This window comes from Mariniflexile maritimum, from assembly GCF_009746565.1.
GTDB classification, from domain to species: domain Bacteria; phylum Bacteroidota; class Bacteroidia; order Flavobacteriales; family Flavobacteriaceae; genus Mariniflexile; species Mariniflexile maritimum.
Map to the genome: position 1 here is coordinate 1 of NZ_WRPN01000001.1, position 22,441 is coordinate 22,441.

The window sequence follows — 22,441 nt, forward strand, 5'->3', positions numbered from 1 at the left end:
TTTCTGTAAAATGGGTTGTCTTCATAAGTTTTCGGATTTAAATTTAATAATTCTTACTGAACGCGCTCCTGCGTCGCTTGTCGAATTCTATTTTTAAATGGCCGAATTTTGGGGAAGCTTACACTAAAACATAACAATCGGAACAATTTACAGCTATATTTTTTTGTTTTGAATAAATATTAGTATTGTCAGAACTTGATTTATTGTTTTCAAATTCACTAACAAGTACACCGTTCTTAAAACCTTTTATTCCTAAAGTTTCACCTTTTAAGTTGAATTGTGATAAGGTGCCAGAAAAACTATCTAGATAAAAATATGATATATTTTGAATTAGTGTTTCATTATTTGTGGAAAATTTAACAAGATGTAAATTCCATAGTTTAGAGTCATCTTTGCTTACAAATAATTTGTATTTAAAAATAATTTTAATTTTCCATTTTCAATAAAATTATTGTAGCTGTAAACACCATTGAATTCATAAGAGTTAGAATTGGTTTCTGGATTTTTTTGTTGGATATAATCATCCCAATCAATGCTTAGATTGTTTTTAATATTTATATCATTAAAGTTTTCAAGAGAATATTCATTTTTTATTTGTTGAATGTCATCTTGTTGCTTCTCAATAATGTTATCTTTATCACAATTGGTTATGGAAAATGTAATAAATAATAAAAGTATAATTTTTAATAATGTTGGTTTCATGTTTTTGAAATTATTGGTTAATGAAACAATATTAATCGAAGCGGCATTATTTAGAGTCTTGATTTTTTATATAGTTAAAGATTCCGGACATCTTTTTTATATTCAACAGGGGTTTTGCCAGTAAATTTTTTAAACGCTGTATAAAAACTCGATTTTGAGTTAAAACCAGCTTCGAGACCAATGGCTACAATGGTATAATTTTTATATTCTTTATTTACAAGCATTTCTTTGGCATCATTAACCCTTAATAAATTTATATAATCGTTAAAGTTTAAACCAGAATTTTTGTTGATGAGTTGGGAAATATAACCTTCACTTAAATTAAGTTCTTGGGATAGTATTTGTAATGAAAGTGCAGGGTTTAAGTGCAATTTGGTATTAGTAATTAAGTCGTCAATTTTGTTATATGTAGTTTTATTTGCTTTAACTTTTAATGAATTTTCTTTTTTAATTCTTATTTCTTTTCTGTCATTAAAAATTTGTTTTTGTATCATAGCAGTATAACCTATCCAGTAGATAATAAGCGTTATACCAATCCATAATGGATAAAAAATATAAAAGCCTTTTATGTTTGAAGTTTCTAAAAGACTAACTGAAACAAACCAAATAAAAATAATGCCCAAGCCCACGTACAAAAGATTTTTCAGCCATTTGGTCTTAATCTTTACGTCGGAAAGCAGATATTTAGTTTTTTGCTTTTGATATTGCTGTAAAACTTTAAAAATTAGATAAATAATGATAATTGAAAATCCTATTGAAACATATTCAATAATTAAATTTATGATTTTTGCAAGTTTTAAGTCTATTTGTATGGCGTCTTTGGTGCCTAAATAAAGAACACATACAACAAAAGGACTATATAATAATATCTTTTCATTTTGCTTCACTGGTCTATCGATATAGCTTTTAACGAAAAAATAAAAGAAGGGAAGTATTAAGAATTCAAAAGGGATAAACAACAGGTGGTGCCTATCATAAACTGACCTATGTATAAATTCCGTATCCATAAACCAGTACTGTAAATTACTAAAAGTTAGTGCTAAAGTAGTAAGGACTAAAAAGTAATTTGTTTTTGAGTGGAATTTTTTATTGAAGATAATAACAAGGCTAAAAACTAAACCATGAATAATACCTACAAGTATAATAATATTAAAAATGTTTAAATTTAACCCATTCATACAGCAAATATAAAAAAAAGACTACTTATTAGGTAGTCTTTTAATTGTAAATTAGATGAAATGTAAAATTTATTTTTTCCTAAAAATAGTCTGTTTTCTATCTGGTCCTACAGAAACAATCGTGATTGGTATTTCCAGTTCTTTCTCTAAAAAGTCGATGTAAGCATTCAGTGCTTTGGGTAGCTGTGATGATTCCGACATTTCGGTTAAATCTTCTGCCCACCCATCAACTTCGGTATAAATAGGCTCTACATTCTCTGGTTCAATGTTGTAAGGAAAATGTGATATAACTTCTCCTTTATAATTGTAAGCGGTACACACTTTTAGGGTTTTAAAACCAGAAAGCACATCACCTTTCATCATCATTAATTGGGTAACGCCGTTTACTTGACAGGCATATCGTAACGCTACCAAGTCCAGCCAACCGCAACGCCTTGGGCGACCTGTGGTAGCACCAAATTCATTGCCCACACGACTCATTGTAGCGCCATCTTCATCAAATAATTCAGTGGGGAAGGGGCCGGAACCTACACGGGTTGTGTAAGCCTTAAAAATACCGATCACCTCGCCAATTTGGTTGGGTGCAACGCCTAAACCTGTACAGGCGCCCGCTGCCGTGGTATTGCTGGAAGTTACGAACGGGTAGGTGCCAAAATCGATATCCAACAAGGAGCCTTGGGCACCTTCGGCTAAAATGGTTTCGCCTCTTTTTTGTGCTTGATAAATAAATTCTTCTGAATCTATAAACTTCAACGATTTTAAAACCGCGATGGCTTTAAAAAATTCGGCTTCCAATTCGGCCAGATTATATTCAATATCAACATTGTAAAAAGCAATCATTGCTTCGTGCTTGTCTGCCAGGGCTCTGTAACGTTCTTGCCAGTCGCTTAGTTCCAAATCGCCTACACGAAGTCCGTTTCTACCGGTTTTGTCCATATAGGTAGGGCCAATGCCCTTTAGGGTCGAGCCTATTTTTGCTTTTCCTTTGGATGCTTCACTGGCAGCGTCCAACAACCGGTGCGTTGGTAAAATTATATGGGCTTTACGTGAAATGACCAACGATTTTCTGTAATCTACCTGTTGCGCTTCCAATTTGTCTAACTCGCCCTTAAAAATAACGGGGTCTATTACCACACCGTTGCCAACCAAATTGGTTTTGCCTTCATGGAAAATTCCTGATGGTATGGTGTGCAAAACATGTTTTTTTCCATTAAAAACCAGGGTGTGTCCTGCATTTGGGCCACCTTGAAAACGGGCTATAATCTTGTAGTTAGAGGTTAGTACGTCAACAATTTTTCCTTTGCCTTCGTCGCCCCATTGTAGTCCTAGTAGTAAATCTACTGCCATTGTAAAAATAAGTTATTTAGTTGTTTTTCTATTTCCGTAGAAATAAAGCGAATGATTATTGATTTCAATATCGAAAACTTCTTCGATGGTTTTTTTTATGGATTGGATACGGGGGTCGCAAAACTCGATTACCTCGCCAGTATCGGTTAAAATAACGTGGTCGTGCTGCCTATCAAAATATGATTTTTCGTAATGTGCCTGATTTTGCCCAAATTGGTGTTTTCGTACCAATTTACACTCCAGAAGCAATTCGATGGTATTGTAAAGAGTGGCTCTCGAAACGCGGTATTTTTTATTTTTCATGCTAAGATATAGCGATTCTATATCGAAATGTTCCTTGTAATTATAAATTTCCTGCAGTATAGCGTAGCGTTCGGGCGTTTTGCGATGTCCGTTATTTTCTAAAAAGCTAGTAAAAACTTTTTTTACTGTTTCTTGGTTTTTTGTCTCTGCGTTTGCATTCATAATTTCGTCGCAAATTTACACTTTTTTTACACTCTTGTAACCTTATCGATACCATTAATTTTTTTTAGCTTTTCCAATAGCTTTTTTAATAGGGTATTGTTTTTTACAACCAGGTTTATTTTTCCTGAAAATAGGCCGCCATCGCTTTCAAAACTAATGCTTTTCATGTTTACGTGCATGTTTCCTGAAATAATTTTGGTTATTTCGTTTACCAATCCCATTTGGTCAATGCCAGAAATGGTAATTTGTGCCAAAAATTCTTGTTGTGATGAATCTACCCATTTTGCAGGTATGATCCTGTATGCGTAATTGGAATGTAAACTTAAAGCGTTTGGGCATGTTTTTTTGTGGATTTTGATGCCTTCGGATACCGTTAAGAATCCAAAAACCTCATCACCGGGTATAGGGTTGCAGCAACTGGAAAGTTTGTAGTCTAGTTTTTCCTCTTCTTTTCCAAAAACCAACGAATCGTAGTTGGAGGTAATTTCTTCTTTTTCAATTTCCTCTTTTTTGAGTTGGTTTTTTCTTGAAATTTTGCTTTTTATGTAGGTCATTAAAGCATTGCTCCTCGAGGATGCGTAGTCTTTCAGCATATTATTGTCAATAGAACCTATGCCTACACGGTAAAATAAATCAAGACTGGTTTTAAGCTTAAAAAAGTTTACAAGCTCGTTTGTTGAGGCCTCGTTAAGGGTTATTTTAAGTTGTTTTAATTTGCGCCGCAATATTTCCTTGCCTTCTTCACCAAGCCGTTTTTTGTCTTCTCGTAAAGCCGATTTTATTTTGCTTCGGGCACGTGCCGTAGTAGCGTAATCTAACCAGTTTGGATTGGGTTTTGCTATTTCCGAAGTTAAAATATCCACTTGGTCGCCGCTTTGAAGCACGTGGCTTAACGGCACCAATTTGCCATTTACTTTGGCACCTCGGGTTTTCATGCCTATTTCGGTATGGATGTTAAAGGCAAAATCCAGTGGGGTAGCACCTTTGGGCAACGATTTTAATTCGCCCGTTGGGGTAAAAACAAATATTTCTTTTGAATAGAGGTTCAGTTTAAACTGTTCAACAAAGTCAACCGCATTCGTTTCGGGGTTTTCAAGTGCTTCTTGCAACTTGTTAATCCAGTCTTCCAGATTGTCTTCTTTTTCGCCTTCCTGTTTGTATTTGTAATGGGCCGCATAGCCTTTTTCGGCTATTTCGTTCATGCGCTCGCTTCTAATTTGCACTTCAACCCAACGGCCTTTGGGCCCCATTACGGTTATGTGCAACGCTTCGTAGCCTGTTGATTTTGGTGATGAAATCCAATCGCGCAGCCTAATGGGATTTGGCCTAAAATGATCGGTAACGATGGAATAGATTTTCCATGCAAGGAATTTTTCGTTGGAAGGTTCACTTTCGTAAATGATCCTTACGGCAAACTTGTCGTACACCTCATCGAATGAAACCCCTTGTTTCTGCATTTTCCGCCTAATGGAAAAAATGGATTTTGTTCGGCCTTTTATGGTGTATGTTAAATGTTCCTTGTCCAGCGAGTTTTTTATAACCTCATTAAATTGAGCAATGTATAAATCTTGTTCTTCTTTGCTTTCTTTTAATTTGTTGAAAATATCGTTGTAAACCGCAGGATCGGTATATTTCAGGCCTAAATCTTCAAGTTTGGTCTTAATATTATAAAGCCCGATGCGATGGGCCAATGGTGCATAAATATACAGGGTTTCCGAGGCTATCTTTTCTTGCTTGTCGGGGCGCATCGCATCCATGGTTTGCATATTGTGGAGGCGATCGGCTATCTTGATGATAATAACCCGTACATCATCATTAAGCGTGAGCAACATTTTCCTGAAATTTTCGGCCTGCAAAGAGGCGCTCATGTCTTTTTCCTTGCTTAATGATGATATTTTAGTGAGCCCATCAACAATGGTGGCAACGGTTTTTCCAAATAGCTCTTCTATGTTTTCAATTGTGTAGTCCTTGCTATCTTCAACCACATCGTGCAGTAAAGCCGCGGCAATAGAGGTTGCATCCAGCCCAATTTCCTGCGCCACTATTTTTGCAACTGCCAAGGGGTGGAAAATATAGGCTTCACCCGATTTACGGCGTTGGTTTTTATGGCCATCCATAGCAACTTCAAAAGCCTTGCGAATCAGTTTTTTGTCATCTAAAGTGAGCGTGGTATAGCTTACTTTTAATAGCTCTTTGTAGGCTTTGGTTATGGCTGCGTTTTCTATATCGATTTCTTCCTCTGTCATGTTTTAAAAGTAGCACAAAGAAATTTACCAACCAATAGGATGCTGATTTTTTCAATCATTTTTTTAATGCATCAAGAATTTAAAAACTGGATTAATTGCAAAATGGCTTTGCCGCGGTGGCCAATAGTGTTTTTTAGGCTTAAATCCATTTCGGCAAATGTTTGGTTGTAGCCATGGGGCTTAAAAACGGGGTCGTAACCAAAGCCTTTTTCACCTTGTTGGGTTTTTGTAATTTCGCCTTTGCAAATACCTGTAAATGTGTAGTTTGTGTTGTTTATCTGTAAAGAAATTACGGTTTTAAATTGCGCGTTGCGGTTTTTTTTGGTGGCCAACTCTTTTAAAAGTTTTTGTATATTGTGTTGGGCTTTGCGCTGTTCGCCAGCATAACGTGCCGAAAAAACTCCCGGTTCGTTATTAAGGGCTTCAACCTCCAAGCCTGTATCGTCTGCAAAACAATCGTAGCCGTATCGTTCTTTAATATAAGTCGCTTTTTGCATGGCGTTCCCTTCAATGGTGCTTTGCGTTTCAGGAACATCTTCAAAACAACCAATATCCTTTAGGGTTAAAAGCTTGATGTGTTCAGGAATGAGCAGTTGTACTTCTTTTAGTTTGTTGAGATTGTTGGTGGCGAAAACAAGTTCCATATTGAAATAATTTTTTGAAAGGTAAAAATATCACTAAATGTTTAATAATGCGTTATGGTTTTTATGAAGGGTGATGGTTTGAAGTACTTCATTGTTTTTAACTAGGAATTTTGACAGAACTACAAAGCTTATTTGAAACACCAAACCGCCACTTTTGGGCAGTTGCTGTTGGGTGCTGCCCTTTTTTGTAAGTCATTTATCGTTTTGGTTTTTAATGTAAATAAAAACTGTAAATGTTACTTATAGTCTTTGATTTATAGTCAGCATATTCAGACTTTTGTTTTGTGGATGTAAAAATAAAATTAGGAAAGAGAATTAAGGAACTGCGTGATGTAGCAAATATGTCGCAGAAGGACTTGTCTTATGCCGCTGACCTTGATAGAAGTTATATAGCCAGTGTTGAAAATGGACAACGGAATGTTTCAATAGTCAATATTGAAAAAATAGCTAATGCCTTAAATATAACATTAAAAAAGTTTTTTGAAAATGACGAATTTGAGGACGTTACAAGAAATTAAGGGAGCAATAGATGCAAGAGTTTCTATAGCAGCTGCTAATCCAATTACCTTGGAAGAAGCTCTAGAAATTATTAAATTCTCTGTTGAAGATGTTATAAGACATTCTGGACCAGCTGGAAAAAACTCACTCATCGCATCACAGCAACTTATTAACATACTTCACGAAGTTGTGAAATCATCTCTTGTAAATGAAGGTGTCAACCTACGACTTATTCATCCACCAATTGCGCAATCTAAGGGTGAAAAAACTTTGGCAGGATTTTTAAAATTTAAAAAACAAGATGTTTGTGTATTCCCAAACAATAAAGTTCCAAGAACTGAAAATGTTGATTTTAATGGGCTTTACAATACTGGAACTATTGAGCCATATGGCGAATTGTTTTCGGAACACATTCTATCGATTAATGTTAGAAGTCAATTAAGTAGTTTGTCGAACAATATTGATACAATGTTTGAAAGAACTTATGCTGAACCATTAAATTTACATAGAAGACTCCCTAAAATGGTTTTAGGTGAAGTTTATTTAATTTCTGTAAGAGAACTTGATTCTGCACAAGTAACTTTAAACAATCCAGTTTATAAGCCATTTACACCTTCAACTGCAAATTATTTGGAAAAATATTTAAAAGGTTTTTCCGCTTTAAATTTGAGAGTTAACCAAAGAGATGATGACTTCAAATATGAAAGAGTTGCTCTTGTAGTTGTGGATTTTTCCCAATCTCCTGTAAAAATTTATACAACTACTCAAGATTTGATAAACGACAATTTGTTACCAGCAAATTCAACAGCTTCGATGGATAATTTGAATTATCATGGATTAACAAGAACATTATTAGATGTGTATGAAAAGCGATTTGGAACCGGAATATTGAGTTGATATTTACTTAATAAAAATTCATCAACTTCATCTTGGTTATCAAATTTCCGTATCAAATTTATTTCTTCTTGTGTTAATTCAGGAATTGTGAAATTTTCTATGAAGTTTTTCTGATAACAAGGATACCCACCTTCAATTGCAACGCTTGTTTTTGTTACATAGTAATCCATTACTAATGAATTTAGTATTTTTTGAACGACATCACTATTTTCAGATTTTGTAATCGGGTTAATTGGTTCGTCAAATAAACCCATTGAGGTCTGCTCTCGAAAAAACAACCCATAACCATTTGTAAAAAAGGATTCTTCTTCATTTACCAAAAGAAATCTAGGTTTTTGGCTAAAAGTTGGATTCAAAATTTTTTTTCCTATTCTAGTTAACCCTTGTGTTCTTCCCCAAACATAAAATGGGTCAAAATTAACTTTACCCTTATCTCTATTCAAAAGTCTTTCTTTTTCTGTAAGTAGATAATAATAGCATTTGGGAAACTTCAATTTAAACTCTTGTTCTTGAATTGGAGTTGCCGCTCCTTTCACTACGGAATAAGGGAAAATAATCTTACGTGTATTTTGTTCGGCTTCTTCTTGTGATTTGAAATCGGAAATTTTATAAACTGAACGAACACAGTCCTTTTCTATCTCAAAGTTTCCATTTAACGTTTCTTTTATATAGTACCCGTTTTTTTCATTTTTACCGTCTATAAAATAGACATCATCTTTAAGAGTAGCTATACCAACACAAATATCAAAAAGCTTCCCAATGGGAGTTCCAATATTCTCAATTGTATTAATGTTTTTCTGCTCATCAGCTTTCAATAATCTCCACTTTTTAACATTTAGGTTTTCCAACATATTGGGAGAGCCATTTGCATTTGCTAGAAAAATTTCTGGACTGTAATCAGCTTTTATCCTGTCGTATGTAATTGAATCATTTTGTTGTTTGTTCAAAAAAGTGATTGCAGTGTATGTTTGAGCATCAAAAACTTTCTTGTGGCTGAAATCAACTATACGTGTAACGCATTTTTTGTTTTGGAAATACCTTCTTAATGATTCTCCTGCAAGTGATGTGAAATAATTGTTAGGAGTTATATACCCCAATTGCCCTGTTGGCTTTAATAAATTGTATCCCAATTCAAAAAAAGCAAAATATAAGTTATACGTTCCGCCTTCAATGGTAGTCCAATGTTTTGCTAAATAACTTCTATTTTCATCCGAAAGGTCTTGAAATTTAACATAAGGCGGATTACCAACCACATTGTCAAATTTCAATTTCCAATTAGCTTTCAAACTGTCTTGGTGGTAAAGATTAAAATCTGTTTCTTCCAATAATTCGCCATATTGTAAAGCGTAAATGGTTAGAATGATTTTTGTTCTATGAATGTTGTACTCTAAAATATCAGAGCCAAAAATATTTTCTTTAATTATATTACGAATACATTTGTTAAATGTTTTTCTGTAATAATCGGTTAAGCCAATTAAAAATGCCCCACAACCACAACTAGGATCTAAATTAGCGTCTGTTTTTTTGGGTTTAATTTCATTAATAATAAAATCAATTACATAGTCGGGCGTAAAAAATGCCCCGTTCAATTTTCTGTCAGTAACAGGAATAATTAACTCTAAATGATTTTCTAGTTCTTTAATGTTAGAAATTTTTAATGCAGTTGTGTCAAAGTAAAGCGTTGTGCTTTGTTCAAAGTCTTTAAAGTAATCTGCTAATATTGGGCTTTCACTAAAGGCTATATTATTGATTGTTAAGTAGGAATAAATCAGATGTTGCTCAAGATTTTTTAGGTCGTGAGTTTGTATGAGCTGATTTAAAATTCCTTTTTCCATTATTTAACAATGTTGACTTTAAGTAACAAAAATACAACTTTTTTGTTTCTGTACAAGATAATTGTTTTTTAAATATCCAGGACTTATATTTTTGTGTATAAAACTTTTTGCCCTTTACCTTATTGGTTTTAGGATTGCGCCCAACTCTAAACTACGATTAACAAAATCTTTAAGCTTTTTTTATGAAGAAAAGATGCGTTTTTTAGTTTTAAAAGATGTAATTTACAGGACGTTTAATAAATTAAAATTTTTGAATTATGACAGTAAATTTTCAGTACGTTGATGTAGATGTAAGCGAAACACTTTCTGCTTTTACAGAAGAAAAATTAAAAAAATTAGCAACGAAATATGAGTTTTTAATTGGGGCAACCGTATATTTTAAAATAGATGAAAATAGGCACGAAACAGGTAAAATTTGCAACATTGAACTGAGTTTGCCCGGGCCGCGTATTTTTGCAACTTCCGACGAGCGAAACTTTGAGGTATCGGTGCGCGAAACCATTAACGATTTGGAGCGCCAACTAAAAAAACGCAAGGAGGTTTATAAAACACACTAGTTAATTCAGAATTCATAATTTTTACCGATGGTGGTAAGGTTCATTCCGTAAAATGGTAAAGCCTCGGTAAAGTTGTTCAATAAAAAAAAGGCGGATCATTTGATGGGAAAAGGTCATTTTTGATAACGACAGTTTCCCATTCGCTTTTTTATACACTTCCCCAGAAAACCCGTATGGGCCACCAATAGCAAAAACCAACTGTTTGATGCCGGAATTCATCTGTTTTTGCAGGTACTCGGAAAAATGTACCGAATCCATCTGTTTCCCATTTTCATCCAATAATACCAGAACATCGGTCGCGTTAAGCTTGCTCAATATAAGTTCGCCTTCCTTTTGTTTTTGTTGGTCTTCACGCAGGTTTTTGGCATTCTTAAGGTCTGGAATAATCTCAATTGAAAATTTAACATAAAAACTCAAGCGTTTTAGATAATCATCAATCAACGACTGCAAATTTTCAGCATCCGTTTTTCCTATGGCAATTAGTTTAATGGTCATAACGGCAAAAATAACACTTCGTAATTATGAATAATGGATTAAAATATTAAAAATTTAAAAAATTCGCAATTGTAAAATTTAATAAAGCCAATCAATTTCTTATTTTTGTGGCAAATCAACCTAAATTTATGATAACACAAGAGCAGTTTGATCAGGAAGTGAAAGCAATAATTGCCAATGCCATTCGCGAAGATGTGGGCGACGGCGATCACAGTTCCTTAGCCTGCATACCCGAAAATGCAAAAGGAAGAGCCAAGTTATTGGTAAAGGACAAGGGCGTAATTGGTGGTGTTAATTTTGCCAAAAAAGTGTTTGCCTACGTTGATAAAAGTTTGAAATTAGAGATACTTATTGAAGATGGTTCCGAGGTTACTTATGGCGATGTGGTAATGTATATTGAAGGGCCATCGCAATCAATTTTAAAAGCCGAACGTACCGTACTTAACGCCATGCAGCGAATGAGTGCCATTGCCACTAAAACACGTATGTTCGTAGATTTATTGAAAGGCACCAAAACCAAAATTCTAGATACCCGAAAAACAACACCCGGTATTCGCGTGCTTGAAAAATGGGCGGTAAAAATTGGTGGTGGCGAAAACCACAGATTTGCGCTGTACGACATGATCATGCTAAAAGACAACCACATTGATTTTGCGGGCGGCATTACCAAAGCTGTTGAAATGAGCAAGCAATATTTAAAGGATACCGGCAAGGACTTAGATATTATGGTGGAAGCCCGAAACCTGGCGGAAGTTGAGGAAATATTGAAACTGGAGGGTGTGCATAGAATTTTGCTGGATAATTTTGATTATGAGGATACCAAAAAAGCGGTAAAAATGATAGGCAACAAATGCCTTACCGAATCTTCCGGTAATATAAACGAAACCACCATTAGGCATTATGCCGAGTGTGGCGTTAACTATATTTCATGTGGTGCCCTAACACATTCGGTACATAACATGGATCTAAGCTTAAAGGCGATATAAAAAACCAAAAATTTTAAATTCAAAGTTTCTACTTTCAAGTTTTATTTTAGTAGTTTTAATCTTTAGTTTAAGTGAAATTATTTACTTAACCATTAACTGGTACCAATGACTAAACCTATTGAAGATAAACTAGATAAAATTCCGGTACTTAATATCATTGTAAGGTTTTTCAAAAAGGCCAAATTGCCCGGTTTGGAAGGCTTGTCCTTTTACGACCTTTTGGAGCTTTACATAACAGGTTTGGTAAAAGGCGCCCTTTCAAGCAGGGCAAGTGCCATCGCCTTTAGTTTTTTTATGGCATTGTTTCCGTTTTTGCTTTTTGTTTTAATCATCATCCCGTATGTGCCCATAGACGATTTTAAAATCGAGTTCTTACGGTTTTTAGAGTCGTTTTTGCCACCACAAACCTCCGATTTTTTCTTCGAGAACATTTTTTATAACATCGACCAATCACAACGTGGCGGTTTGTTATCCTCTGTTTTTATTTTATCCATAGTATTAATGACCAATGGTGTGAATGCTGTGTTTGCTGGGTTTGCCAACTCCTACCACCATCAATTGTCACGCAACGTGTTCCGTCAATATCTGTATGCGTTGGGTGTGGCATTAATATTGGCTATTCTGCTCATTTTAACCATTGCCATATTGGGGTATTTTCAAATTTATTTTATTCAAAAGGTATTGGATACATTGGAAAACAAGGGTTATGCCGTAGGGTACCAAAGTGTATTTTGGTTTGCCATAGCCAAATTTGTTTTCTTTGTGTTTATTGTATATATTGGTACGGCAACCTTGTATTATTTTGGCACTAAGGAAGGAAAATATTCCAAGTTCTTTTCGGTTGGGGCATGGTTTACCACCTTACTAATTATTTTGTTGTCTTATTTGTTTGGGGTTTATATTGAACATTTTGGGCAGTACAACAAACTTTATGGCTCTATTGGCGCCTTGTTGATATTGATGTTTTATTTGTGGCTCAATGCCAATATTTTGTTGTTGGGGTTTGAGCTTAATATGTCATTGAATAAGCTAAGAAGAAGAAAATAGCCCATGCCATACTTTATAGATGTTATTATTCCTGTGCCACTGCAAAAGCTGTTTACTTATAGTATTACAGCGGCAGAGACCCGTTTTTTAAAAGTGGGCATGCGCGTTGCGGTACCTTTTGGAAAATCAAAAATATACACAGGTATTGTTGCAGATATCCACCTTAACGCACCCACGGTTTACGAAGCAAAAGAGATTCATCAAATATTGGATGAAGGCCCCATTGTGAACAGAAACCAATTGCAGCTATGGCATTGGATTGCCGACTATTATATGTGTACCTTGGGCGATGTTATGCGCGCCGCCTTACCCAATGCCTTTATACTGGAAAGCGAAACCGTTATTACCAAGCATGTAAAGGCCATTGACGAAACAACCTTGAAGGATGATGAGTTTCTGGTTTATGAAGCGCTGCAACAGCAACCGTCGTTGAAAATCCATGACATTGCCAATATCCTCGATAGAAAAAATGTGCTCCCGGTAATAAAACGCTTGCTTGAAAAGGAAGCCATTTCAATTGAAGAAGAGGTTTATGAAAAGTACAAACCCAAATTGCAGCGTTATGTAAAGTTACATGCCCATTTTTCATCGGAAGCGGCATTGCAAAAATTATTGGATGATTTAAGTCGCGCACCCAAACAGCATCAAGTTATTTTAACCCTGTTCTCTATTTCGGCAACCACTAAAAAACCCGTAAAAGTAGCCGATTTATCAAAAGAAAGTGATGCATCTTCTGCCATTATAAAATCGTTGATTGATAAAGGGATTCTTGAAGAATATTTCATTCAAACCGATCGCGTTCAATATTCGGGTGATGAAAATGAAGACAGCAAGCACCTAAACGAGCATCAAAGAACGGCTTTACTTGAAATAAAGGAATCGTTCAAAATACAATCTGTTGTTCTGCTTCATGGCGTAACTTCATCAGGAAAAACGGAAGTGTATGTAAAATTGATTGAAGATGTTTTAAAAAATGGCGAACAAGTGCTGTATTTGTTGCCCGAAATAGCCTTAACCGCACAACTTATAACCCGTTTGCAAAATTATTTTGGCGAACAAGTAGCAGTATATCACTCAAAATATTCGTCGCACGAGCGGGTGGAAGTTTGGAACAACGTTTTAAATAATTCCGCGAAAGCGCAAATCGTGTTGGGCGCACGGTCGTCCATTTTCTTGCCATTTAATAAATTGGGATTAATTATTGTTGATGAGGAACACGAGCAATCCTTCAAACAATTTGACCCCGCACCACGCTACCATGCGCGCGATACGGCTGTGGTTTTAGCCAACTTTCATCAAGCAAAAACACTTTTAGGGTCGGCAACGCCCAGTCTGGAAAGCTATTTTAATGCGCAACAGAACAAATATGGTTTTGTTGAAATAAATAAACGCTTTAACGATGTTTTGATGCCCGACATCGAATTGGTGGACGTAAAGGAAAAGCTGAAAAAAAAGTTGATGAAAGGGCATTTTAGCGATCGCCTTTTGGAAGAAATGTCCCAAACCTTGCGCGACGGACACCAAATTATCCTATTTCAAAACCGTCGAGGTTATTCGCCCATCGTAGAATGTAATACCTGCGGGCACTCGCCACAATGCCCAAATTGCGATGTTAGTTTAACTTACCATCAGTACCGCGACCAACTACGTTGCCATTATTGCGGTTTTGCCCAAATCATGCCTGTAACCTGTTCCGCGTGTGGCAGTCCGGAATTGGATAACAAAGGGTTCGGCACCGAACAAATTGAACAAGAAGTGAAACTGTTATTTCCAGATTATAAGGTAGCTAGAATGGATTTGGATACTACCCGCGGAAAATATGGCTACGAAAAAATAATTACAGCCTTAGAACAGCAAGAAATTGATATTCTGGTAGGTACGCAAATGTTAACCAAAGGTTTGGATTTTAGAAACGTAAAGTTGGTGGGCATTATGAATGCCGATAATATGCTGAACTTCCCCGATTTTAGAGCGCACGAGCGCAGTTTTCAGCTCATGTTGCAAGTAGCGGGTAGGGCAGGACGTACCGAGGAACGGGGCAAAGTATTGATACAAACCTACAATCCGCACCATACTATTTTGCAGCAAGTTTCAACCAACGATTATGTTGGGATGTTCAAGGAACAAATGAACGAGCGCCATAATTATAAATATCCGCCCGTTTACAAACAGATTAAAATAACCTTAAAGCATAAAGAGTATGCGCGGGTTGAAAGTGCCGGTATTTGGTATGCCACCGCATTGCGCAGTATTTTTGGCAATTTTATTTTAGGGCCAGAATCGCCACCAATAGGAAGGATTCGCAATCAGTTCCACAAAAATATTTTAGTGAAGATCCCTAAAAAACAATCGTTGCCAAAAACAAAAGAAGCTATTATTAAAATAAATAACAGCTTCTTGAGTATTACAGATTTTCGGTCGGTTAAAGTAATTTTAAATGTCGATAATTTTTAGTGGATTAGAATTTGTTCCCAAATTTCGTTATTGAACGACTCCAATGGTTTTAGGAACGGTTTAACGAAGCTAGGTTTCTAAATATTATTCAAAGCATCAACCAGTTGGGTTTTTTTGTTCCTGCTTAAAGGAATTTCATAAGCGCCAACTTCCACATTTTTACTGTTGAACCTGTCAATTTTATCCAAATTCACAATGTATGATTTGTGAATTCTCAAAAATTTATTTTCCGGTAATTCTTTTTCAAAAGATTTCATGGTAGATAATACCACCAAGCTGTTTTCTTCTGTAACAAGCTTCACATAATCACCAAGGGCTTCAATCCACTTAATGTCTTTTATGTAAACTTTACGTTTTTTAAGGTTGCTCTTCACAAATATGTGCTCGCCTTCTTCCTCGTTAAAATCTTGCGTTAGTTTGTGCTGTTCAAGCGCCTTATCAACGGCAATATTAAAACGTTCCCTAGTAATGGGTTTGTGTAAATAATCGGTCGCATCATAGTTAAATGCTTTAAAGGCATACTCTGTTTTACCGGTTACAAAAATAATTTGGGGTTTGTTGTTCAATACGTCCAATAGCTCAAATCCATTTAGCACGGGCATTTCAATGTCTAAAAAGATAAGGTCAACTTGGTGTGTATTTAAACCATTTTTTGTTTCTAAAGCACTACTGTACTCTGCAATCAAGTTAAGAGCGGGGTGATTCTCTACTAACTTAACAATAGAGAGACGCTGTATCGCTGAATCATCTACTACTACACAGTTTAAAGTCATAACATTTATATTATTTCGGTTAAGATATCGACAATAGTACAAAAAATTCGGCTAAAAACCAAAAACATCGTTAAACTGTTTAAATTAACATAATTTTAACATTTGTTTTTCACATCAAATATAATGTAAATATACAATACTTTTTAGTTGCGTAGTATGTATTTAATACCTATTTTTGCACCCAATTTTTAACAATAAACACGATTTTTATGAATCATTATGAAACTGTTTTCATCTTAAATCCCGTTTTATCTGAAGAACAGATAAAGGAAACAGTAAAGAAATACGAAGATTTTCTTGTTTCTAACGGCGCTAAGATGGTATCAAAGGAAGATTGGGGGCTAAAAAAATTGGCTTACCCCATCCAAAACAAAAAAAGTGGTTTTTACCATTTATTTGAGTACACTGTTGCAGGTGAAGTGATCAACGCCTTAGAGGTAGAGTTTAGACGTGATGAGCGTTTTATGCGTTATTTAACGGTTGCGTTGGATAAGCACGCCATTTCCTGGGCCGAGAGAAGAAGAGTTAAACTTAAACAAAAAGCTTAATCATGTCATCAATAGAACAACAATCCAAAGGAAAAAAAGACGGCGAAATCAGATATTTAACGCCGCTTAATATTGATACAAACAAACAAAAGAAATACTGTCGTTTTAAAAAATCGGGTATCAAATACATCGATTATAAAGATGCCGATTTCTTATTAAAGTTTGTAAACGAGCAAGGTAAAATTTTACCACGCCGTTTAACAGGAACCTCATTAAAGTTCCAAAGAAAAGTGTCCGTGGCTGTTAAAAGAGCACGTCATTTAGCGTTAATGCCTTATGTGGCCGATTTATTAAAATAAAAAATACCGATAACAATGGAACTTATATTAAAACAAGACGTTGAAAATTTAGGATTTAAAGACGATGTTGTAACAGTTAAGAACGGTTATGGTAGAAACTTTTTAATTCCTCAAGGGCAAGCTGTTATGGCTACGGCCTCTGCCAAAAAAGTATTGGCGGAAAACTTAAAACAACGCGCTTTTAAGGAAAAGAAAATTATTGATGATGCCAACAAAATAGCCGATGCTTTAAAGGCGTTGGAAATCAAGATAGCTTCAAAAGTAGGAGCAGGCGATAAACTATTCGGTTCTGTTAACAACAGCGATATTGCGGAAGCTTTAGAGAAAGAAGGACATGCTATCGAGAAAAAATTCATTACCGTTGCAACCGTAAAACGTACCGGAAAATACAATGCCGTAGTACGTTTGCACCGTGAGGTAACCGTAGATTTACCGTTTGAAGTGATTGCGCAAGCAAACTAAAACAGTAAGTATGTTTTATAGAAGCCTCAACCTAAGTTGGGGCTTTTTTTGTGCTTTAAAATTATAATAAACCATGATTTTTTTATGGAATATATGTTCTTGGTTCTAAGCAGTACAGTATTATAAAATCTTCGTGCCGCATACCAATCTAATTAAAGTTTATGCGTAATTTTGAACCTTAACAACATTTAGATATCCTATTTTCATTGGAACAAAAGCTTTTAATTATTGGTTCCGTTTGGCCAGAGCCCAAAAGTTCTGCGGCTGGTGGCAGGATGTTGCAGCTCATAACTTTTTTTCAGGCCATTCATTACAAAATTACTTTTGCGAGTCCGTGTGCCAAAACCGAAAATGCCTTTAATTTGGATGCTTTAGGTATTCCGCAAGTTGCCATTGTATTAAACGATGCGGGTTTTGATGAGTTTGTAAAAACATTAAACCCCAGCATTGTGTTGTTCGATCGTTTTATGATGGAAGAACAATTTGGCTGGCGGGTTGCCAATCAATGCCCCAGCGCCCTTCGCATATTGGATACCGAAGATTTGCACTGCCTAAGAAAAGGCAGGCACCAAGCAATAAAGGACGGAAAACCATTTGATAAGACCTATTTGTTCAACGAAATTGCGAAACGTGAAATTGCCAGTATTTATAGAAGCGATTTAAGCTTGATTATCTCAGAAGTTGAAATGGAGATTCTGAAAAACGATTTTAAAGTAGATGTTTCCTTATTAATGTATGTACCGTTTTTACTGGAAGGTATTTCCGAAGAAACCATTAAAAAAATTCCATCATTTAATAAAAGAGAACATTTTATCACCATTGGTAATTTTCTGCACGAACCCAATTTTAATGCCGTATTGTATTTAAAGGAAACCATTTGGCCACTGATTAAGAAACAATTACCTAAAACCGAATTGCAAATTTATGGTGCGTATGCTTCCCAAAAAGTGAATCAGTTGCATAACGAAAAGGACGGTTTTTTAATAAAAGGTTTTGCGGAAGATGTGAATACAGTAATGCAGCAATCTAAACTATGTTTGGCACCCCTGCGGTTTGGTGCCGGTTTAAAGGGTAAATTGATGGATGCCATGCAAAACGGCACGCCCTGTGTTATGACTTCCTTGGCTTCTGAAGGCATGTTTGGCAATTTGGATGTTAACGGTTTTGTAGAAGACCATCCGTTGGAATTTGCCAAAAAAGCGGTTCAACTTTATCAACATGAGGCCCTTTGGAACGAAAAACAGCAAAACGGTTTTGAAACCATCAATAAGCGGTTCAATAAAAATGAATTTCAACAGAAATTGGCTTTAATCATCAATGAAACCAAACGAAACCTAAACACCATACGCCTTAACAACTTCACGGGTCAGATGCTGCAACACCACACCATGCAAAGCACCAAGTTTATGGGCAAATGGATAGAAGAAAAAAATAAAAAGGGTCCGTTTTTGTAATTATTCGGTGGTTATATAAAGAAGGGTGTTGCGTTTTTTTCAGCATAAATCCGTCTTTTTAAACAGCAATCATTTTCTCTAAATCCTCACATCCATCAGCAAAACAGGTTAAAATTTAAAATAGCTATAACCGTATAAGTTTTTATAATTGATAATACTTTTAAGTAGCGGGTAAACCGTTTAAATTTGCATCAGAATTAATTATTAATATTTAAAAATTTCAATATGGCATTAGTAGGAAAAAAATTCCCGAATTTAAACGTGAACGCAATGAACGAACTAGGCGATACTTTTAAATTAAACGTTTTAGAAGAAGCCGTTAACAACAAGAAAAAAGTTGTTTTGTTCTGGTATCCAAAAGACTTTACCTTTGTATGTCCAACAGAATTGCACGCTTTTCAAGCGGCTTTGGGCGAGTTTAAAAAAAGAAACACCCTGGTTATTGGCGCCTCTTGCGATACCGCCGAGGTTCATTTTGCATGGTTGAACACCGCCAAGGATAACGGTGGCATTGAAGGGGTAACCTATCCCATTTTAGCCGATTCCAACAGAAACCTAGCCAATGCTTTGGGTATTTTGGATATTTCCAACGAGCAATACAATGAAGAAACCGGCGTGATAACCGTTGACGGCGACAATGTTACCTACCGAGCAACCTATATTATTGATGAAGAAGGTACCATTCAGCACGAAAGCATCAACAACATGCCTTTAGGAAGAAACGTAAACGAATATTTGCGCATCATCGATGCCTTAACGCACGTTCAGGAAAAAGGGGAGGTTTGTCCTGCAAACTGGGAAGAAGGCAAGGATGCTATGAAAGCCGATAGAAACTCAACTGCTGCGTATTTAGCAACGCACACAAACTAAAAGCCCATGTTACAAGAATTAGAAACCGATAACTTGCAAGACATCATAGCAAGCAACGATACCGTTTTGGTGCAATATTCGGCCACATGGTGCGGTAATTGTCGTATTATGAAGCCGAAAGTGAAAAAATTAGCTTCAGAAAACGAAAGCATTACTTTTGTAATTGCCGATGCAGAAAAGTTCCCGGAATCGCGAAAGTTGGCAACCGTTGATAATTTACCAACCTTTGCCACCTTCAAAAACGGCCATTTTGTAAATCAGGTGCAAACCAATAAATTTGAAGTTTTAAAAGAATTACTAGATGAAGTTACCAGTAATTAAACACCTTACACAATTTATTGAAGAAAACGATGAGGATTTCATTATCGAAACCATCGAAACTTTGGAAGGTTTAACGGAAGTGTCGTCATTAAAGGATGAAGAACTGGATGTAATAGGCGAGCTTATTTCCAATATGTATGGTGCCTTGGAAGTGCATAAAATGGTAAAGGAAGGTACCCCGAAAAAGGAAGCGTTGAACGCGTTTATGTCGCGTGTGTTGGGATCTATTGACAAATAGGATACGGAAAAATTAAGAGTTTAAAACAAGAGAGCCACGTCACTTATGAGGTGGCTCTTGTGTTTTTAAAACGAACGTATCCCAGATGGGGCACGCAACAATTTTTGCAAATCCAAACAACGGTTCAAGCTTTACGATAAATAGGTGTTATCGTTATGGGTGATTAATTTTACGGCACTTTTTATAATTTCAACATCAAGGGTGTCAAATTCGCCAATAATCTCACCATCCAATTGAAGCAATTTTTTTTCATCAAATGTTATGGTTGCTTTTTCGGTGCTAATAACCTGCATGTTTTCGGCATCGATAAAATCTTCATTAAAAATTGAAAGTCCTGCTTTGGCAACCGTGTTTACATCCATCTTTTTCACCAAAACAATCTCGAATTTTCCATCCATGGGGTTGCTCATGCTGGTTAAGGGCATGCCGGTACCGTATTTTCTTCCGTTGCAAATACCCAACATGATGCCTTTTTCCTCAAAAACCGTATTGTTTGCGGCTACCTTTACGTTAAATACTTCCACATGCCCCATTTCCTTAATAAAATATTTCGCATAGGTTGTAAAGCCTCTGCTTTCATCATTGTTATAGGCCTCAACAATTTTGGCATTTAAGCCCACATCGCCCAAATGGATGGCATAATGTTTAGTGTTTACTTTTAAAATATCCAAAGAGCCAATAACGTTGGACATGATAATATCCTTCAACGCTTCATCGGGGTTGGTATTTGTAAAAAGCTCTTCTGCTAATCCATTTGCAGAGCCCAAAGGAATGATACCCATAGGAATAGCGGTTCCAAGCAAGCCCACTGCCGTAAAAAGCGTTGTGCCATCGCCACCTACCGATGCGACCCTATCGGGCTTAAAATCTTGTAAGAGGGTGCTTAATTGGCCTGCATCATTTGTGCCCGTAGTTTTAAAAAAATGATAGGCAATGCCATATTTTTTGCACAATAGTTCTGCATTGTTTAAAAACGGTTCTTTGTTTACATCGCCAGAAACGGGGTTTATAACAAATAAAAGTTTCATGCTACATGTTTTTTAATGCACTAATTTCTTTTTTAATATCCATTTCATCATTAAAATAGGCAATGGGAGTTTTTAAGGTTTGTAGTTTTTTCCACATTTCCGTTTGTTTTGGCTTGCTGGTTGGTTTTGTTTGTCTAATATAGATTTTTAAAATCCTTTTAGGAAATAAATTGGCAATATCGAAATAAATTTCCATGTCCTTTTGGCTGTCATCGCCAAACAAAATAAATTTTTTACTGCCCGAATGTTGTAAAATAAAAGCGATTTTATCTTTTTTAAAGTCTTTTGGTTTTTTTGAAAACAAAAGCTGGAAAAAATTTATGTACGGTGTAAGAAATAGAATGCCCTGCGGGAAGTTGCTATCGTATTTTATAAAATAGCTAAGCATCCCGAACAGATTGCTTTCACTTTTTGAGACATAATAAAGTTTCCCACCTTCATTTTTTATGGCTCTGAAAAAATGTTGCGTAAAGCGGATGGCTTTTCGTTTATGCGGCGGCACAAAAGATACGGTGGTGATGCGCTTAAAGGTGTTGGCCGTATGGGAGCTTACTATGGTATCATCAATATCCGAAATTACATCAAAAGCACTTTGGGTTTCCAAAAAACGCACAGGGTAGTTTTGAATGGTCTTTAATGGTATTGGGCCTGTTTGTGGGGTGGTTATTTCCACAAGGGCTTCCACCTTTAAATTGATAATGGTATTAAAGCCACCATGCTGGTCGGTTTTTGTGGTAAAATGCTGGTTATTTGCATGAATGGTAATGGTTTTATTGGCCAATGGTTTTATAAAATATGTTGTGGCCACATTTATAAAACTTTTGATAAAGCCAACGTTTTTATGGTAAATAGCGGGGTCGCTTTTAAGAATAACACCCGATACAAAGGATTTGTTATCCGCTATGCTCAATATGGAAAGTTGCCAAATAATGGGGTGTTTTTTGTGGTGGGTCACAGTATGAAATTTTTTAAGTATCGAAATGATTTAGGATTGTTGATAACCTGTTGTTATATCAAATTTTTTAAAAATACAAATTATATGATAGTTTAACGGCCTTATTGTGCTAAATGCTAAACGGGCAACAATCTTTTTATAG

The 22,441-nt window shown here is 35.8% G+C and carries 24 protein-coding genes; 13 read left to right on the top strand and 11 right to left on the bottom strand.

The genetic code is table 11. From position 1 onward, the window contains the following. Window positions 1–396 precede the first annotated feature (396 nt). From GQO80_RS00005 to GQO80_RS00030, 6 genes are all read right to left on the bottom strand, one after another. Entirely contained in the window at window positions 397–702 is a 306-nt protein-coding gene (locus GQO80_RS00005; protein ID WP_157206151.1) for a hypothetical protein, read from the bottom strand. Window positions 703–776: 74 nt separating this feature from the next. After that, window positions 777–1,589, bottom strand: a complete 813-nt coding sequence (locus tag GQO80_RS00010) for a helix-turn-helix domain-containing protein (RefSeq protein WP_232333076.1) — start codon at window positions 1,587–1,589, stop codon at window positions 777–779. A 360-nt stretch (window positions 1,590–1,949) separates the two neighbouring features. Then, on the bottom strand, window positions 1,950–3,227 hold the full coding sequence (locus GQO80_RS00015; protein WP_157206153.1) for an adenylosuccinate synthase: 1,278 nt from the start codon (window positions 3,225–3,227) through the stop codon (window positions 1,950–1,952). Between the two features lie 12 nt (window positions 3,228–3,239). After that, window positions 3,240–3,692 (bottom strand): Fur family transcriptional regulator, encoded by a 453-nt coding sequence (locus GQO80_RS00020; protein WP_157206154.1) that lies wholly within the window; start codon window positions 3,690–3,692, stop codon window positions 3,240–3,242. A gap of 26 nt (window positions 3,693–3,718) precedes the next feature. Beyond that, entirely contained in the window at window positions 3,719–5,938 is a 2,220-nt protein-coding gene (locus GQO80_RS00025) for a RelA/SpoT family protein (RefSeq protein ID WP_157206155.1), read from the bottom strand. A gap of 71 nt (window positions 5,939–6,009) precedes the next feature. After that, window positions 6,010–6,582, bottom strand: coding sequence for a non-canonical purine NTP diphosphatase (locus GQO80_RS00030; RefSeq protein WP_157206156.1), 573 nt, complete (start codon window positions 6,580–6,582; stop codon window positions 6,010–6,012). 284 nt (window positions 6,583–6,866) lie between these two features. On the opposite strand from GQO80_RS00030, the gene GQO80_RS00035 reads away from it, so the two are divergent. Next, the gene (locus GQO80_RS00035) at window positions 6,867–7,100 is read left to right on the top strand and encodes a helix-turn-helix domain-containing protein (protein WP_157206157.1); all 234 of its coding nucleotides are present in this window, start codon (window positions 6,867–6,869) and stop codon (window positions 7,098–7,100) included. Next, entirely contained in the window at window positions 7,069–7,977 is a 909-nt protein-coding gene (locus tag GQO80_RS00040; protein WP_232333077.1) for a hypothetical protein, read from the top strand. Before GQO80_RS00035 ends, GQO80_RS00040 begins: the two co-directional genes overlap by 32 nt. Here the strand turns inward: GQO80_RS00040 and GQO80_RS00045 are convergent. Beyond that, window positions 7,911–9,812 (bottom strand): Eco57I restriction-modification methylase domain-containing protein, encoded by a 1,902-nt coding sequence (locus tag GQO80_RS00045; RefSeq protein ID WP_157206159.1) that lies wholly within the window; start codon window positions 9,810–9,812, stop codon window positions 7,911–7,913. The genes GQO80_RS00040 and GQO80_RS00045 overlap by 67 nt on opposite strands. A 257-nt stretch (window positions 9,813–10,069) precedes the next feature. On the opposite strand from GQO80_RS00045, the gene hpf reads away from it, so the two are divergent. Next, window positions 10,070–10,369, top strand: a complete 300-nt coding sequence (gene hpf / locus GQO80_RS00050; RefSeq protein ID WP_157206160.1) for a ribosome hibernation-promoting factor, HPF/YfiA family — start codon at window positions 10,070–10,072, stop codon at window positions 10,367–10,369. Between the two features lie 21 nt (window positions 10,370–10,390). Here hpf and rlmH read toward each other — a convergent pair whose 3' ends face one another. After that, window positions 10,391–10,864, bottom strand: coding sequence for a 23S rRNA (pseudouridine(1915)-N(3))-methyltransferase RlmH (gene rlmH / locus GQO80_RS00055; protein WP_157206161.1), 474 nt, complete (start codon window positions 10,862–10,864; stop codon window positions 10,391–10,393). A gap of 128 nt (window positions 10,865–10,992) precedes the next feature. On the opposite strand from rlmH, the gene nadC reads away from it, so the two are divergent. The 3 genes from nadC to priA all read left to right on the top strand — a co-directional run bounded on the left by nadC (window position 10,993) and on the right by priA (window position 15,351). Continuing rightward, complete coding sequence (gene nadC / locus GQO80_RS00060; protein WP_157206162.1) at window positions 10,993–11,850, top strand: carboxylating nicotinate-nucleotide diphosphorylase; 858 nt, start codon at window positions 10,993–10,995, stop codon at window positions 11,848–11,850. Window positions 11,851–11,955: 105 nt separating this feature from the next. Then, entirely contained in the window at window positions 11,956–12,897 is a 942-nt protein-coding gene (locus tag GQO80_RS00065; RefSeq protein ID WP_157206163.1) for a YihY/virulence factor BrkB family protein, read from the top strand. A 3-nt stretch (window positions 12,898–12,900) separates the two neighbouring features. Continuing rightward, window positions 12,901–15,351: a replication restart helicase PriA gene (gene priA / locus GQO80_RS00070; protein ID WP_157206164.1), complete on the top strand. Its 2,451-nt coding sequence runs from the start codon at window positions 12,901–12,903 to the stop codon at window positions 15,349–15,351. 77 nt (window positions 15,352–15,428) lie between these two features. Here priA and GQO80_RS00075 read toward each other — a convergent pair whose 3' ends face one another. Then, window positions 15,429–16,124, bottom strand: coding sequence for a LytR/AlgR family response regulator transcription factor (locus GQO80_RS00075; protein WP_157206165.1), 696 nt, complete (start codon window positions 16,122–16,124; stop codon window positions 15,429–15,431). Window positions 16,125–16,333: 209 nt separating this feature from the next. On the opposite strand from GQO80_RS00075, the gene rpsF reads away from it, so the two are divergent. The 7 genes from rpsF to GQO80_RS00110 all read left to right on the top strand — a co-directional run bounded on the left by rpsF (window position 16,334) and on the right by GQO80_RS00110 (window position 20,316). Further along, a complete protein-coding gene (rpsF, locus tag GQO80_RS00080; RefSeq protein WP_157206166.1) occupies window positions 16,334–16,672 on the top strand; it encodes a 30S ribosomal protein S6 in 339 nt (112 codons plus the stop codon). A gap of 2 nt (window positions 16,673–16,674) precedes the next feature. After that, window positions 16,675–16,971, top strand: coding sequence for a 30S ribosomal protein S18 (gene rpsR / locus GQO80_RS00085; protein ID WP_157206167.1), 297 nt, complete (start codon window positions 16,675–16,677; stop codon window positions 16,969–16,971). A 15-nt stretch (window positions 16,972–16,986) separates the two neighbouring features. Next, entirely contained in the window at window positions 16,987–17,433 is a 447-nt protein-coding gene (rplI, locus tag GQO80_RS00090) for a 50S ribosomal protein L9 (RefSeq protein WP_157206168.1), read from the top strand. A gap of 206 nt (window positions 17,434–17,639) precedes the next feature. Beyond that, a complete protein-coding gene (locus GQO80_RS00095; RefSeq protein ID WP_232333078.1) occupies window positions 17,640–18,887 on the top strand; it encodes a glycosyltransferase in 1,248 nt (415 codons plus the stop codon). A gap of 225 nt (window positions 18,888–19,112) precedes the next feature. Then, window positions 19,113–19,757, top strand: coding sequence for a peroxiredoxin (locus GQO80_RS00100; protein WP_157206169.1), 645 nt, complete (start codon window positions 19,113–19,115; stop codon window positions 19,755–19,757). Window positions 19,758–19,763: 6 nt separating this feature from the next. Then, window positions 19,764–20,078: a thioredoxin family protein gene (locus GQO80_RS00105; protein ID WP_157206170.1), complete on the top strand. Its 315-nt coding sequence runs from the start codon at window positions 19,764–19,766 to the stop codon at window positions 20,076–20,078. Next, on the top strand, window positions 20,059–20,316 hold the full coding sequence (locus GQO80_RS00110) for a DUF6952 family protein (RefSeq protein ID WP_157206171.1): 258 nt from the start codon (window positions 20,059–20,061) through the stop codon (window positions 20,314–20,316). The genes GQO80_RS00105 and GQO80_RS00110 overlap by 20 nt, the downstream gene beginning before the upstream one ends. Window positions 20,317–20,447: 131 nt before the next feature. On the opposite strand, the gene GQO80_RS00115 is transcribed toward GQO80_RS00110, so the two are convergent. Together GQO80_RS00115 and GQO80_RS00120 are read right to left on the bottom strand one after the other, a co-directional pair. Beyond that, window positions 20,448–21,344: a diacylglycerol/lipid kinase family protein gene (locus GQO80_RS00115; protein ID WP_157206172.1), complete on the bottom strand. Its 897-nt coding sequence runs from the start codon at window positions 21,342–21,344 to the stop codon at window positions 20,448–20,450. Between the two features lies 1 nt (window position 21,345). After that, window positions 21,346–22,299 (bottom strand): phosphatase domain-containing protein, encoded by a 954-nt coding sequence (locus tag GQO80_RS00120; protein ID WP_157206173.1) that lies wholly within the window; start codon window positions 22,297–22,299, stop codon window positions 21,346–21,348. Window positions 22,300–22,441 lie beyond the last annotated feature (142 nt).

What these genes read in the sequence shown, in the direction of transcription:
- GQO80_RS00005 (WP_157206151.1), bottom strand. Translation starts at nt 702, where the DNA reads ATGAAACCAACATTATTAAAAATTATACTTTTATTATTTATTACATTT.
- hpf (WP_157206160.1), top strand. Translation starts at nt 10,070, where the DNA reads ATGACAGTAAATTTTCAGTACGTTGATGTAGATGTAAGCGAAACACTT.
- GQO80_RS00110 (WP_157206171.1), top strand. Translation starts at nt 20,059, where the DNA reads ATGAAGTTACCAGTAATTAAACACCTTACACAATTTATTGAAGAAAAC.
- rpsF (WP_157206166.1), top strand. Translation starts at nt 16,334, where the DNA reads ATGAATCATTATGAAACTGTTTTCATCTTAAATCCCGTTTTATCTGAA.
- GQO80_RS00105 (WP_157206170.1), top strand. Translation starts at nt 19,764, where the DNA reads ATGTTACAAGAATTAGAAACCGATAACTTGCAAGACATCATAGCAAGC.
- rplI (WP_157206168.1), top strand. Translation starts at nt 16,987, where the DNA reads ATGGAACTTATATTAAAACAAGACGTTGAAAATTTAGGATTTAAAGAC.
- rpsR (WP_157206167.1), top strand. Translation starts at nt 16,675, where the DNA reads ATGTCATCAATAGAACAACAATCCAAAGGAAAAAAAGACGGCGAAATC.
- GQO80_RS00045 (WP_157206159.1), bottom strand. Translation starts at nt 9,812, where the DNA reads ATGGAAAAAGGAATTTTAAATCAGCTCATACAAACTCACGACCTAAAA.
- nadC (WP_157206162.1), top strand. Translation starts at nt 10,993, where the DNA reads ATGATAACACAAGAGCAGTTTGATCAGGAAGTGAAAGCAATAATTGCC.
- GQO80_RS00065 (WP_157206163.1), top strand. Translation starts at nt 11,956, where the DNA reads ATGACTAAACCTATTGAAGATAAACTAGATAAAATTCCGGTACTTAAT.
- priA (WP_157206164.1), top strand. Translation starts at nt 12,901, where the DNA reads ATGCCATACTTTATAGATGTTATTATTCCTGTGCCACTGCAAAAGCTG.
- GQO80_RS00040 (WP_232333077.1), top strand. Translation starts at nt 7,069, where the DNA reads ATGACGAATTTGAGGACGTTACAAGAAATTAAGGGAGCAATAGATGCA.
- GQO80_RS00030 (WP_157206156.1), bottom strand. Translation starts at nt 6,582, where the DNA reads ATGGAACTTGTTTTCGCCACCAACAATCTCAACAAACTAAAAGAAGTA.
- GQO80_RS00025 (WP_157206155.1), bottom strand. Translation starts at nt 5,938, where the DNA reads ATGACAGAGGAAGAAATCGATATAGAAAACGCAGCCATAACCAAAGCC.
- rlmH (WP_157206161.1), bottom strand. Translation starts at nt 10,864, where the DNA reads ATGACCATTAAACTAATTGCCATAGGAAAAACGGATGCTGAAAATTTG.
- GQO80_RS00015 (WP_157206153.1), bottom strand. Translation starts at nt 3,227, where the DNA reads ATGGCAGTAGATTTACTACTAGGACTACAATGGGGCGACGAAGGCAAA.
- GQO80_RS00075 (WP_157206165.1), bottom strand. Translation starts at nt 16,124, where the DNA reads ATGACTTTAAACTGTGTAGTAGTAGATGATTCAGCGATACAGCGTCTC.
- GQO80_RS00100 (WP_157206169.1), top strand. Translation starts at nt 19,113, where the DNA reads ATGGCATTAGTAGGAAAAAAATTCCCGAATTTAAACGTGAACGCAATG.
- GQO80_RS00020 (WP_157206154.1), bottom strand. Translation starts at nt 3,692, where the DNA reads ATGAATGCAAACGCAGAGACAAAAAACCAAGAAACAGTAAAAAAAGTT.
- GQO80_RS00115 (WP_157206172.1), bottom strand. Translation starts at nt 21,344, where the DNA reads ATGAAACTTTTATTTGTTATAAACCCCGTTTCTGGCGATGTAAACAAA.